Raw genomic sequence first — 13,694 nt, forward strand, 5'->3', positions numbered from 1 at the left:
TTGTTTATCGTCTTATGTATTGCAATTGATCTCCTAAAACGTCCTGCGAACCGAAAGGTTTACCTTTCAGCATGGGTGCAGCAATACCTGCCTCAAAGCGGTTTTTACTCGTAAAAACCCGCGCTTCGTCCCATAGGCCGGCATTGATAAAATCCTGTGCTGTGCGGCTCCCTCCTTCCACGATGATGGACTGTACGCCTTGCTGATGTAGATTTTCCAGCACAAAAGCAGAGGTAAGCTTAGGGCTGTGTATCACCTGCTCAGCTCCTGAAACCAAAGTGGGATTTTCCGTAAAACGAAACGTAGGTACTGAGCCATCAAATAAATGCAATGAGCTGTCTAGTTCACCTTTATGGTCGATGACCACTCGTGTCGGGTGCTTACCATGCCAATCCCTCACGGTTAATGAAGGATTATCGTATTTAGCGGTGTTTTTCCCCACCAGGATTGCATCCTCTTCGGCTCGCCACTTGTGCACCAGCTGCCGCGAATAGGCATTGCTGATCCACTTACTATCAAAGTTTTCTCTGGCTACAAAACCATCACTTGTTTGGGCCCACTTCAAGATCACGTAAGGTCGCTGCTGTTCAAAAGAGGTGAAAAACCGTCGATTGAGAAACCGCCCCTCCTCGCTTAGCATACCCACTTCTACTCGAATGCCTGCGCTTTTGAGAATAGCTATTCCTTTGCCAGCTACCAGTGGGTTAGGGTCCTCATTGCAAATCACCACACGCCCTACCTTCTGAGCCACTAGCAAATCCGCACAGGGTGGTGTCTTGCCGTGATGTGCACAAGGTTCCAAAGTTACATACGCAGTACACCCTTTGATCAACGACTTGTCCTTGACCGCCCGCACAGCGTTAACTTCTGCATGCGGCCCGCCATACTGCTCATGATATCCTTCACCAATGACTTTACCCTCCTTTACCAGCACACAGCCTACCATTGGGTTAGGGCTTACCCGTCCTATTCCTTGTTTTGCCAGGTCCAGGGCTCGTCGCATGTAGATGTGCTCATTCATATTTGGTAACTTAGCTCGCAGTGAAAGTGTCCGCAATTTACAAAGAATCCGTAGCTCAGCTTACCCCTATTTTGGGAGCAGGTGAAGCAGAATCCTCTATTAGCATTTTATTAGAAGATGCATTTGGTATTAGCAGGTTGGATCGGCTGATGCAGCCAAACACTGAGCTATCCGCAGCGGATCTAAGCCGATTGCAATCGGCCATCCAACGCCTCGCCAATCACGAACCAGTACAGCACATCATAGGTTTCTGTTACTTTCTGGGCAGGCGATATAAAGTGTCTCCTGACACGCTAGTCCCCAGACCCGAAACAGAGGAACTTGTCATGCACATCGTAGAAAACTACAGAACGGCGCACGAGCCCATAAAAATTCTCGATGTAGGATCTGGGAGCGGATGCATTGCCATCTCCCTGGATTTATTGATCCAACAAGCCGAAGTGACTGGGTGGGACATCAGCCCAAAGGCATTGGAAATAGCCAGGCACAATGCGCTAAACCTGGATTCTTCTGCTTCATTCGAACTGAAAGATGCTCTGAAAGACCTTCCCTTCAGGTCACTGGATATCATCGTAAGCAACCCACCCTATATTCCAGAAAAAGAGCAACTAGAGATGCACAAAAACGTCACAGACTTTGACCCACCCCTTGCGCTATTCGTTCCAGATCATGACCCTTTGTTGTTTTACAGAGCTATTGGCCAGATGGGGCGCAAAACATTGGTAGCCGGCGGTAAGTTGTTTTTCGAAATTCATGAAAACTTTGGACCAGAAACCAGAGACCTACTGGCAAGCATGGGCTATCAGGAGGTGGAGATTAGGCTAGACCTACAAGGCAAAGACAGGATCGTAGCTGCTACAAATCCTCCACGACCATAAACGGAACACGCTCACAGCTTATTTCCACTTCACCTTCATTCGCAATCTCCAGGTGCTTTTCGGCTGCACTAAACTCTTGAACATGTGCCTGTGCATCTCTCACCTGCCATTGAGCTTCCGCACCAAGCGACCATAGCTGCAATACACTGCCCACAGGAAGCCATTTTCGATATGTTTTAGAATGGATAAACAAATGCCGCTTACCTCCGGCGTAGATGACTACATTGAGCTTATGCGCCCACTGCTCCAAAGCACCAATTACTTCTGGCAAGGCATCTTCGCTGGTAATGACATTCACCGCCGGATGGCCATCCCGGGCCAATAACATCAGCCCTGTTTGCAAAAAGTCTTCGCCATGAACTGCCATCAGCTTAACTGGTTGCTGATCAGCGAGGTATTCTTTCCATTTTTCCATTTGTGGAAAACCAACCAGTGCAAAATCCAGTTTATGATTCATGGACGTATATAAATCGATACTGTCCTGACAGCATACCACCACTGGTGACCACTCCAGCAAATGGTGTAACACCCCGGTATCTCGGGCAGCCAGCTGATGCAAGATTAGAGCAGGTTCCTGCTCATCGCGAACGATATGATGTGATGACATTCGGATATATAAATTTTCAGTGTTATCTTATAAAGATAAATGTATGATCCCTAGGGACTAACGCTAATCACAAGCAGCAGTCCAATGTATACTCAGGGCATCAAACTTACAGGCAATATAGATTTTTGACTTGCATCGATTGACAAAACTTGACTTAAAAAGAAATGAAAAAAACAGGACTCATTGCCATAGTGGCCGTGCTGCTCACAGGGTGCGTAGCAGAGCGGGATTTTGTAGTAGAATATGACTACAGCTATCGCGGAAAATTTAAACGCTACGACACTTTTGATTTTTTAAATCTGGGGGATACCGTAAACTTCAACGGCCTCAGTGATGGCATGATCAAACGTGAAATAGAACGCCGCATGATCTCTCAGGGGTATAAAAAATCCTCTAAGCCCTCAATTTATATTGCTTACAAGGTCTTCTCTAATGACATGAGTTTTAAAGGGTATGACCAGCTGGAGCTCGAAAGCTGGGACGAGCTATACGCCGAACGTGCGGAAAACGAACGCAACCTGGAGTACATCCGTGAGGCTAAGTATGACACCAAGGAGTATCAACTCAAAAAAGGTACTCTTCTGATCGATTTTATCGACCGTAAATCACATGGTGTAATCTGGCAGGGGTATGCCAGCGGGTTGTTTGACGATCAGACTTATTTCAGCAAAGATGTAAAGTATGCCGTCCGAAGCATTTTGAATCAATACAGATTAGTAGCAGCAAGTTACCAGTAAAGAAATGTCCGCCCTAAGACAGAGCGGACATTTAATTTAGATTTAAAATTTCAGTGACAACCCAAGCAAGAAGTTTCTGGTAGCCTGTGGGTAATAGTTGTTTTGCTGATAAAGCGAACCCTCATACAAATACCCCCACGTGTATCCGTTTGCAGAGTATTCTTTACCATAGAGGTTATTGATCATCAGTGTAAGGCCAATTCGCTTTAGCCCCCAGGCACTGCGCTCATAGCCTATGACCACATCGTGCACAGTATAGGCAGCGATCGATCGATCATCGTTGCCAGTGTTGTCCAGATATTGCTGGCCCACATGCTTAGCTAAATATTGAAAACTCAAGCCATTGACCGGGTGCCAGGTGGCTGTGGCTGTCGCTATCACATTAGGTGAAAATGAGATGTCTGTATCCGAATAGGTGTTTTCCACCACATACCGATCGTCTTCGTAAGCATAATCGTACACCACTTCGGTGAATTCATCGATCTTGTTTCTGCTAAGCGTCAGATTTCCTCCTACCTCTAACTTCTCCAGTACTTGCACACCACCGGCAAGCTCTACACCCAGGCGATAGCTATTAGGTACATTGGCACGGATACCTGATCCCACATCATTGAGTGCACCAGTGAGTACCAACTGGTTTTCATAATCCATCCAGTAGATATTAGCGCTCAATGAGGAAGTGGCGGTTTGCATACGGTAGCCGGCTTCCAGATTGTGAAGTGTCTCATGCGTTGGTGTTTGCCCATTAGAAGCATCCACAAAGTCATTGCGCACAGGCTCCCTGTTGCCTACAGCATAAGATGCATACAATTCACTTCGCTCGTTTAACTCGAAGGTACCGCCAAACTTAGGGTTGAAAAACACAAAATCACCTCCTGTGTCGATCGGTCTCTGATCATTGTCCACCCCTTTAGTGGTGTAGTCAATGGTTCGTACCTGCAGGTCTCCAAACACGCTCAGGCGATCAGTGAGGTCATAGGTAGCTTTAGCAAATAGATTGAAATCACTTTTGCGACCATAATTATCGTAGTATCGTTCGCGTATGTCCGTATCTCTAGCATACTGTGACCAAATGATTTCACCAAAGTGGTCGCCATCGTAATAATTGTACCCACCACCTATTGTAAGTGCCAGCGGACCTGATTGGTAGTTTGCAGAGAAAGTAGCCCCGTAAAAGTGATTATCTAACCACCTGCGCAAGATCATATCGGAACTTTCCAGGGTGCTATCGCCAATGGTCACATTTTCCAACCCATAGTCGGCATAGTCCTCATCATATTTATACTGCTCAAAGTACCCCAGGCCGCGAGTGTAGTGAAGGGCTCCGCTTACATTAAATGTCTGAGAAAACGTATGACTCAGGTGAAGCTGATAGTGGGATTGCTGGTAATCATCTACTTCTCTATCGTATAGGTAATAGTTGAACCGACGGTCAGCGTTTTTTAAATTATCTATTTGCTCCTGGGTGGAATACTCACCGCCCATTGCTATGACTTCATCCAGATCTTCTTCATCCCCAAAGAGCTTAGCACCTGGAGTGCCATACCACGACTGGTAAGTGACCTCATGGCCTGCAAAGGTCACTGCCTTCACGGTTGTTTTATCTCCATAATATCCTCCAGACAGGTAGTAGGATTTCAGGTCGGATTCTGCCCGATCAATGTAGCCATCAGACGCTATTTGAGAAAGTCTTCCTTGAAATGCCCAGCGGTTATTGATCAGTCCGGTGTTTACCTCCACGGTATGTTTCCGGGTGTTGTAGCTACCTATGCTATTGTCTACTTGTGCAAAGGCCTCTTGTGCTGGCATGTCTGTTTGCAGGTTGATCGTAGCGCCGAATGCCGCAGCTCCGTTTGTAGATGTCCCTACCCCACGCTGAACCTGTACATTATTTACCGATGAAGAGAAATCTGGCATATTCACCCAAAACACACCATGCGATTCTGAATCGTTGATAGGAATTCCATTCACCGTCACATTGATGCGCGTAGCGTCACTGCCTCTGATCCGAATCCCGGTATAGCCTACGCCATTGCCCGCATCTGAGTTGACCACCATAGACGGAGTGTACTTGAGTATAAAAGGCAAATCCTGCCCAAGATTACGGTCTTCTATTTCTTCCGAAGACATATTGGTATAAGTGGTAGGCGTCTTGTCTCCCGCTCGGGTAGCATACACCATCACTTCTTCTCCCTTAATTACATTTTCCTGAAGAGCTATATCCAGATCCAAATCACCATCCACCTCAATCTGCTCCCTGTAGGTGGAATACCCCACAAAAGACACCACCAGTGTATACTGGTCAGCAGGTACTTTTTGTAAGGTAAAATTCCCATCTATATCCGCTGCATCTGCGATTCCGGTGTTTTGAAGATACACATTTGCTCCTACCAGTGTGTTCCCACGCTGGTCGGTCACGTTCCCACTCACCACATGCTGTGCATACACATGCATACTCATCATCACGATCAGTGCTGTTACCCAAAATTTCATGTTACTATTGATTTTTGTTCACCAAAACAGGAAGCGGGGAACTTCCCAAACTGGTTTATCATACTTGGTCTCATGACCTTCCCTACGCCGGCATTACCCGGATCAGGTGTATGGGTATGATCTCAGCCCGATAACACTAACACTTTAAGCGTCAGCGCTGTAAGGCACCCCGTGCTTTGCCGCAAAAGTAAAGATTACTTAAGCCGAGAAAAAACTATCTAACAGGTCTTTCGCGCAGGCTACACGCTTATCTTCGATACCTGACACCAAACCATAGGGCAGGTTGTGCTTCTTCAGGTATCCTTCATAGATATCAAAAAAATGCTTGCGTAGCTTTGGATGCTCTCTCTGGGGGTCAGGGCGCCAAATCAGGTCTATATTGGCCAGCAAATAATAATCATAAGTACGACGCTTCAGTTCGTCTATTATCCATTGGTCTGTTACGCCGTATTTGTGATCGCTCCATACCTTCATTACGATGAGGTTGGTATCACAAAAAAGGTACTCATTGGCATCTTCGGCTTTGTCATCCTCCCAAACCATTTGGCCTTTAGCTATTTCCACCAAATCATGCTGTTCATAGTCTCGGTCCAGCCGATCCAGATAAAATCTGGCAAACTCAGGCACCCACTCCGTATTGTATATGCGTGCCAGGTGCTGACACAGCTCACTTTTTCCTGTAGATTCTGGTCCTATGATTGCGATCCTTTTCGTCATTGCAGAGCAAACTTAATGATCTTAAAGAGAAGATGAAGAGAGTCAACTCACGAAGCAGAAGCCAAGAGTGATTTGCGCCAGGAGACGTAGCCCCAAATGGCCAGAGCGGTGAACACTAAAAACTGAAAACTAAAGAAGTACAGCCCTTTGTAAAAATACAGAGGCGTTGCAATCAGATCCGTTATGATCCAATACACCCAGTTCTCTAGTTTCTTTTTGGCCATAAGCCACATCCCTGTGATGGCCGTGGCGGTGGTAATAGCATCGAGATTGGGCACATCGCTATCTGTAAAGTCCAACCCAAAGCGAATTAGCACGAACGCTCCCAAAGTAATACCTGCGGCTATCCAATGTTCCTGTTTGGTAGATGCTGTCACAGGCACTTGAGGTTTATTTGGGTCGGCATGCGTCCAGTAATACCACCCATATACACTCATGATAAAATAGTAGGTATTGATACCCGCTTCGGCATAAAGCCCAGCCCTCAAGGTGAGGTACACGGCAATCACTACACCTATAATACCTGTAGGGTAAACCAGGATGTTCTCTTGTTTGGAATACCAGACACTAAGAAGCCCAAATAGTACTGCCACAGCCTCCAGCCAAGAGGTGGCTGTCACCTGCGAGATAAACTGATGGAAAAATTCCTGCATGCTAATTATATATTCACTTTCACTTTAGAATCTCTAGGAGACTAGTTAATTTTGCCCGGCAAATAATAACAAATATTATTTGCATGAATCTCGACGAAAAATTTCACTTTGAAGCACTCACATACGATGATGTGCTATTGCTCCCCGGTTACTCTGAAGTCCTCCCACGCGACACAGACACCTCCACCAAGATCACGCGCAATATTACGCTGAATATTCCACTTGTCTCCGCGGCTATGGACACCGTTACGGAAGCAGGCCTGGCTATAGCTATGGCTTTAGAGGGTGGACTTGGGTTTATTCACAAAAACATGCCGATGGATCTTCAGGCTGCGCAAGTGCGCAAAGTCAAGCGATCCCAAAGTGGAATGATTTTGGACCCGATCACTCTGGATCACGATAGCGTGGCGGGTGACGCAGAAAAGATCATGCGCGAAAACAAAATCGGTGGTATACCAGTAGTGGATCAAAACCAGCGACTGATTGGCATCATCACGAATAGGGACTTGCGTTTTGAGAAAAACATGAGACGCCCGATTACCGAGATCATGACCAAAGACAACCTCATCACCGCTGAGGTGGAAGTAGGCTTAAAAGAAGCTGAGCAGATTCTGCAAAAACATAAAATCGAAAAGCTCCCGATCACAGACAAGGACGGTAAACTCACCGGTCTGATCACTTATAAAGACATTCTGAAAAACAAAGACCGCCCGAATGCATGTAAAGACGAATATGGTCGATTGCGTGTAGGTGCGGCCGTAGGGGTGACTCCTGACATGATAGACCGCATTCAGGGCCTCATCAATGCTGGCGTGGACGTAGTGAGTATAGATACTGCTCACGGACACTCCAAAGGGGTGATCGATGCAGCCAAAAATGTAAAAAAACTATTCCCTGACCTGGAGCTAATCGTTGGGAACATCGCTACGGCAGAGGCTGCGGCAGCCCTGGCAGAAGCCGGCGCTGATGGCATCAAAGTAGGCGTAGGGCCAGGCAGTATTTGCACCACGCGTATCGTAGCTGGAGTAGGTGTGCCTCAGCTCTCAGCAGTGGTAGAAGCCAAAAAAGGCCTTGGCGGAAAAGACATACCTCTAATAGCTGACGGTGGAATCCGATTTTCTGGAGATGTGGTAAAAGCGCTGGCTGGTGGTGCCAGCAGTATCATGATCGGATCACTATTGGCCGGCACAGAAGAAGCTCCTGGAGAGGTGATCATCTATGAAGGAAGGAAATTTAAAACCTACCGTGGCATGGGTTCAGTGGAAGCGATGGAGGAAGGGTCAAAAGACCGCTATTTCCAGGATGCTGAAGACGACATCAAAAAGCTGGTACCTGAGGGCATCGTAGGTCGAGTACCCTATAAAGGTATGGTGGCAGAAGTACTTTATCAGCTTACAGGTGGCCTGAAAGCAGGAATGGGCTACTGTGGAGCAGGTACCATTCAAGAGCTACACAATGCTAAATTTGCCAAAATCTCTGCAGCAGGCGTAGCAGAAAGTCACCCTCACGATATCACCATCACACGCGAGGCACCTAACTACAGCAGACGATAAAAAACGTTAAATAACCACAAAGCCATCCTCACGAAATGGGGATGGCTTTTTTATTATACCCCACCCACGTATTTTTGTCGCGAATGGTATCCAGAAAACTCAAAATACGTCTTAGCCTGCTGGCAGGAATTCTCTCCTGGTTGCTATTTACGTTTTTTGATTTGTACCTGCTCTTTGTAGAAAAGTACCAGATCAATGTAGACCTCTCAGGACTACTACCTCAAACCTTTCTCACCACCATGGTGGTTTCGGTGCTATTCTACTACCGATATACGGTCACCAAAGCAGATAGTATCAACTTCATAGACCTCTTGTGGCAAGTTTTTGTGACAGGTCTCGTCACCACCATTGGGTCATTGATTATTCGGCTGTTTTTTTACGTGTTTGGAAACAGCGCCATCAGCGAAAACCCTTTTACCATCAACTTCCTCTACCATATCCTAATAGGGCTTGTGGTGATTTACCTGGTATCCACGTTTGTAGTATGGAAGCGACTCATCCAGTACCAAAAGTCCAAAAACCTTATCCAGCTTTGGACCCTCTTCGAATACGTGCTGCTAGGCAGTCTGATCTTTGACCTGTTTGGCAATAAATTCCTCAGTGTCAATTTCAACGCCGCACTCATTATTCTTGGAGGACTGGCACTAATTCTTGCCTTTAACTTAAAGTGGATTGCTTATTTGAATTTCAAGCAAAAGTGGAAAAGCATTCTTTTCATCCTGCTATCTGGCATTTATGTCTACCACTTTTTGCTCAACCTGATTAGCTTTTCACAAACCAATGCGCTCAACATCGACCTACTGGATCGGGTGTATTTTGTGGCATTGTTTTTCTTTATCATTCTGTATGCGGCCATTGCTATTCTGGTTACTTTATTTAATCTCCCCACGTCATCAGTCTTTGAGCGAAAGCTGCAAGAAGCCATAGATTTTCAAAAACTCAGCCAATCTATCCCGGCTGGACAAAGCGCCGAGCAGATTTATGACATCCTACTAGAAAGCTCCATGAGCGCGGTATTTGCAGATGGTGCATGGCTGGAGATCCGAGACATTGAAGACACGCTGATTACACGCGACTTGCCTGAGGAAGCAGTCATAGACATCAAAGCCAGCGTTCGTCAGGAGTACATTCGGGACATTCTGGAGTACCGATTCAATAAAGACTTCCTGAGTCAAAAGGTGATTGGTGCGATCAATCATCCGGACTACAAGTCTATCATTGCGGTGCCCATCATGGTAAAAAACGAGCAAAAAGGCATACTCGTCCTTCTTCAGGAAGTGGGTGATGCCTTTAACCGCGAGATGGTTGAAATCATTTCTACATTTGTCAGCCAGGCAAGCATCTCACTAGAAAACTTCCAACTGATAGGTGAGGCCATCGAAAATGAGCGCTACAAGGAGCAGCTAAAAATTGCTAATAGTGTACAAAAAAGTTTGCTTCCATCTTCGCTACGTCATAACGAATGTTTCGACATTGTGGCCTATAGTATGGCGGCTGATGAAGTAGGCGGTGACTATTATGACATTATCGAACCCGAAACAGGTATTTTTAACCTCATCGTTGGAGATGTATCAGGAAAAGGTACCTCGGCGGCTTTTAATATGGCGCAGATGAAAGGTATTTTTCACAGTCTGGCGCAAAACACCAATCCTCCAGAAGTATTTGTCCGGCAAGCCAATGCTGCGCTGAGTAGATGCCTGGAAAAAAGCAGCTTTATTACAGCCATGTATTTTCAGATTGATACGATGGCTAATGAGCTTAGCTACGTACGTGCGGGACATTGTCCGGCGCTTTTTTATTCCAATTCATCGAGGATTATCAGTGATTTAAACGAAGATGGGCTCGGTCTGGGGATATTGAGAAACTCTGAATACGACCAGTACGTTAAACAACACACCGCAACTTACCAGTCCGGAGATCTATTGCTCCTTTATACCGATGGCATCACAGAAGCCAAAAACAGTGATGGCATACAGTATGGCACCGAAAGGCTTAGAACCTCACTGCTTAACCACATCGATGAACCATTGAATGACTTAAAAACAGGGCTCATAGATGATTTAATGAAATTTTTGAAAGACAAAAAATTAGATGACGACTACACATTGACAGTAGTCAGATTTAACTGATATGGTAGAAATAAACGCAATAACCCAGGGCGAGCATGAGCTCATTTCAGTAAAAGGAGAAATTGATGCCAGCTCATCTATCGAACTTGACAATGCACTCAAAGAAGCTGCAGAATCAGGCAAAAAAATCCTGATTGACCTTCAAGAACTGGATTACATTTCATCTGCAGGTCTGGGAGTGTTTATTTCATATCTAGAGGACCTCAAAAAAAACAATACTCAGTTGGTGATTTTTGGACTACAGGAAAAAGTGCAAGAAGTTTTTAGCATACTAGGACTCCAACACCTTATGACCATAGCCGATAGCAAACAAGAAGCGGAGCAACTCTTGAATGAAGCATAAACTAACCATAGCGTGTAGTAAAGCAAACCTGACAAAAATCAGGCAATTCATCTCAGAATCGTTGGGTGAGGTAAACCTTAATGAAGTAGAAACTCACAAAATGATCCTGGCAGTGGATGAAATCTGTGCCAACATGATCATCCACTCCAATCATTGTAACCCCACTCGCAAAATAGATGTAATCGTAGAAGCCGAACCTGCCAACCAGGTGATATTCATCATCAAGGACCGTGGCATACGGTTTGACTTTAACACCTACAGTGAGCCGTCAATGGACGAAATCATCTCCTCTAAGCGAAAAGGTGGTGTGGGACTCATGCTGGTGAAGAGAATAATGGACAAAATCGAGTTCTCTACGGATAAGAATTACAATATTTGCAGATTGACTAAAAGGCTGAGCCCATGAAGTACTGGTGGATTTTAATGATCACCATTTTTTGCGGATGCGAATTCTTCCAACCAAAAGAGAATAACCCCGAACAACCTATTGCCAAAGTGCTGGACAATTTCCTGTATCCATCGGATTTGGAGGGATTGTTTCCTGCCAACATCTCTGAAGCGGACAGTTCCCAGCTTGCTGCTAAATACATAGAGGATTGGATCAAAAAGCAACTGATGATCTCTCGCTCTCAACAAGCAATTGACTTCAATGAGGCCGAAATAGAACGCAAAGTACTTGACTACAGGTATGCGCTCATGGTGCATGCTTATGAGAAAAAATATATCGAAAAAAACCTCAACAGAGAAGTCAGCCAGGCAGATATACAGGCTTACTATGATACGAAAGCAGACAACTTTTTGCTGCGTCAAAATATCATCAAATGTCTTTATGTTCAGGTACCCAAAAGCACCCCTAACATCAACCAGTTTCGTCGGAATTTCAGAGCATACCCTGATGGCAATACAGATGACCTGCGCAGCTATGTCACGCAGTTTGCCACCAAATCCTTCCTCGAAGACACCACATGGATCATCTTCGATGAATTAATTCTGGGCACTCCTTTAGAGGACCTTCAAAATAACAATCAGTTTTTGCAAAGAACCTCCTACTCTGAGACATCAGATGATGATTACATTTATTTTCTTAAAATATTTGATTACAAAATTTCGGATGAAATCTCACCGTTAGAATTTATCCGTGATGACATTGAGACCATTTTGATCAATAAGCGTAAAATCGCACTCAAGAAAGAATTAGAAGAGCAGATATATGAAGAAGCAAAAACCAATGGGCTTTTTAAGGTTTTTAATCACTAGTGGCATTGTATTGAGTGCCTTTTTTGCCACTGCACAGTCTAGTGTGGTGGTAGACAAAATCATTGCCAAAGTAGACAACTACATAGTACTGAAGTCTGACCTGGAGCGTGCTTATCTGGACTACCTTTCTCGAGGTGAGTTTAGAGGCAGCAATGCGCGCTGTACTATTTTGGAGCAGTTAGTAGTAAACAAGATGCTCGTTGCCAAAGCCGAAATAGATTCGGTAATGGTAGACGATATGGAAGTCCAAAGTAATCTCAATCGCCGAATGGAATACATGATTTCGCAAATAGGCTCTGAGGAAGAAATCGAAAAGTACTACAACAAATCTTTGGACCAAATCAAAGAAGACCTCTTTGACGACATCAAAGAACAAATGGTGATCCAAAGGATGCAAGGTGAGATCACTTCAGGCATTAAAGTATCTCCTGCAGAAGTACGAAGGTTTTTTAATCGAATACCTCAAGATAGTTTACCGTTCTTTTCTACTGAAGTACGAGTAGCCCAGATCGTAAAGAAGCCTACACCTGGGGTAACTCAAAAGGAAAAAGTACAAAAACTCATGTACGAGATCAGAGGTAGAATTCTGAAAGGTGAGTCCTTTGCCGACCTTGCCCGTCAGTATTCTGAAGACCCTGGATCTGCAGCTCGAGGCGGAGAGCTCCCATTTTACAAACGTGGTGATCTAGCACCCGAGTTTGAAGCTACGGCCATGACGCTCAAAGAAGGCGAGCTGTCCATGCCAGTAGAGACCCAATTCGGCTATCATCTTATTGAGCTACAACAAAAACGAGGCAATACGTTCAAGTCGCGACACATACTCATCTCCCCAAAACCTTCCGCAGAAGATGTACAGGGGGCACGCGAATACCTGGACAGTCTGCGTACGGTTATACAAGAAGACAGTCTCACATTTGAAGCTGCAGCTAAAGAATATTCGGATGACCAGGCTACCTCGTCTTCTGGCGGCTTTTTCGTGGACGACTCAGAGTCTACCCGTGTGTCGGTAGAAACCCTGGACCCAACAATCTTCTTCACTCTGGACACCATGGAAGTAGGCACCATCACCCGGCCGTTAGAATTTAAACAGCCAGATGGCTCTCAGGCATTTAGGATCTTGTACTACAAAGAGCGTGTTCCACCTCATCAGGCCAACCTAAAGCAGGATTACCAAAAGATTGCGAAAGCCACCCTGCAGGACAAGCAAAACAAGATAATGTCTGAGTGGTTTGAAGATGCCAGAGACAAGGTTTATATTGAAATCGATCCGGAATATAATTACTGTGATTTACTAGAGGATTAGTCC

13 protein-coding genes are annotated in these 13,694 nt (G+C 45.3%); 8 read left to right on the forward strand and 5 right to left on the reverse strand.

The window, feature by feature from the left end; all coding sequences use genetic code 11:
- Positions 1–4: 4 nt before the first annotated feature.
- Positions 5–1,021, reverse strand: a complete 1,017-nt coding sequence (gene ribD, locus C7460_RS04535) for a bifunctional diaminohydroxyphosphoribosylaminopyrimidine deaminase/5-amino-6-(5-phosphoribosylamino)uracil reductase RibD (protein ID WP_115866892.1) — start codon at positions 1,019–1,021, stop codon at positions 5–7.
- A 20-nt stretch (positions 1,022–1,041) separates the two neighbouring features.
- Here ribD and prmC point away from each other — a divergent pair, with 20 nt between their 5' ends.
- A complete protein-coding gene (gene prmC / locus C7460_RS04540) occupies positions 1,042–1,899 on the forward strand; it encodes a peptide chain release factor N(5)-glutamine methyltransferase (protein ID WP_115866893.1) in 858 nt (285 codons plus the stop codon).
- On the opposite strand, the gene C7460_RS04545 is transcribed toward prmC, so the two are convergent.
- A complete protein-coding gene (locus C7460_RS04545) occupies positions 1,877–2,506 on the reverse strand; it encodes a hypothetical protein (RefSeq protein ID WP_115866894.1) in 630 nt (209 codons plus the stop codon). The two genes, prmC and C7460_RS04545, sit on opposite strands and share 23 nt — an antisense overlap.
- A 164-nt stretch (positions 2,507–2,670) precedes the next feature.
- Here C7460_RS04545 and C7460_RS04550 point away from each other — a divergent pair, with 164 nt between their 5' ends.
- The gene (locus C7460_RS04550; protein WP_115866895.1) at positions 2,671–3,243 is read left to right on the forward strand and encodes a DUF4136 domain-containing protein; all 573 of its coding nucleotides are present in this window, start codon (positions 2,671–2,673) and stop codon (positions 3,241–3,243) included.
- Positions 3,244–3,285: 42 nt separating this feature from the next.
- Here the strand turns inward: C7460_RS04550 and C7460_RS04555 are convergent, their stop codons facing one another.
- From C7460_RS04555 to pnuC, 3 genes are all read right to left on the reverse strand, one after another.
- On the reverse strand, positions 3,286–5,736 hold the full coding sequence (locus C7460_RS04555) for a TonB-dependent receptor (protein ID WP_115866896.1): 2,451 nt from the start codon (positions 5,734–5,736) through the stop codon (positions 3,286–3,288).
- Between the two features lie 198 nt (positions 5,737–5,934).
- A complete protein-coding gene (locus C7460_RS04560; RefSeq protein ID WP_115866897.1) occupies positions 5,935–6,453 on the reverse strand; it encodes an AAA family ATPase in 519 nt (172 codons plus the stop codon).
- A gap of 47 nt (positions 6,454–6,500) precedes the next feature.
- On the reverse strand, positions 6,501–7,106 hold the full coding sequence (gene pnuC, locus C7460_RS04565) for a nicotinamide riboside transporter PnuC (RefSeq protein WP_115866898.1): 606 nt from the start codon (positions 7,104–7,106) through the stop codon (positions 6,501–6,503).
- Positions 7,107–7,189: 83 nt separating this feature from the next.
- Between pnuC and guaB the strand changes: the two genes are divergently transcribed.
- The 6 genes from guaB to C7460_RS04595 are packed head-to-tail and all read left to right on the forward strand — an operon-like array spanning position 7,190 to position 13,691.
- Positions 7,190–8,659 (forward strand): IMP dehydrogenase, encoded by a 1,470-nt coding sequence (gene guaB / locus C7460_RS04570; RefSeq protein WP_115866899.1) that lies wholly within the window; start codon positions 7,190–7,192, stop codon positions 8,657–8,659.
- Between the two features lie 41 nt (positions 8,660–8,700).
- Complete coding sequence (locus tag C7460_RS04575) at positions 8,701–10,788, forward strand: SpoIIE family protein phosphatase (RefSeq protein ID WP_170147887.1); 2,088 nt, start codon at positions 8,701–8,703, stop codon at positions 10,786–10,788.
- 1 nt (position 10,789) lies between these two features.
- Positions 10,790–11,131 carry an STAS domain-containing protein gene (locus C7460_RS04580; RefSeq protein ID WP_115866901.1) on the forward strand — a complete coding sequence of 114 codons (342 nt, stop codon included), beginning with the start codon at positions 10,790–10,792 and terminating at the stop codon, positions 11,129–11,131.
- Positions 11,121–11,537, forward strand: coding sequence for an ATP-binding protein (locus C7460_RS04585; protein ID WP_115866902.1), 417 nt, complete (start codon positions 11,121–11,123; stop codon positions 11,535–11,537). Before C7460_RS04580 ends, C7460_RS04585 begins: the two co-directional genes overlap by 11 nt.
- Positions 11,534–12,388 (forward strand): peptidyl-prolyl cis-trans isomerase, encoded by an 855-nt coding sequence (locus C7460_RS04590; protein WP_115866903.1) that lies wholly within the window; start codon positions 11,534–11,536, stop codon positions 12,386–12,388. The genes C7460_RS04585 and C7460_RS04590 overlap by 4 nt, the downstream gene beginning before the upstream one ends.
- Positions 12,342–13,691 (forward strand): peptidylprolyl isomerase, encoded by a 1,350-nt coding sequence (locus C7460_RS04595; RefSeq protein WP_245986173.1) that lies wholly within the window; start codon positions 12,342–12,344, stop codon positions 13,689–13,691. The genes C7460_RS04590 and C7460_RS04595 overlap by 47 nt, the downstream gene beginning before the upstream one ends.
- The last annotated feature ends 3 nt before the right edge of the window (positions 13,692–13,694 follow it).

This window comes from Marinoscillum furvescens DSM 4134 (assembly GCF_003386095.1).
GTDB classification, from domain to species: Bacteria; Bacteroidota; Bacteroidia; order Cytophagales; family Cyclobacteriaceae; genus Marinoscillum; species Marinoscillum furvescens.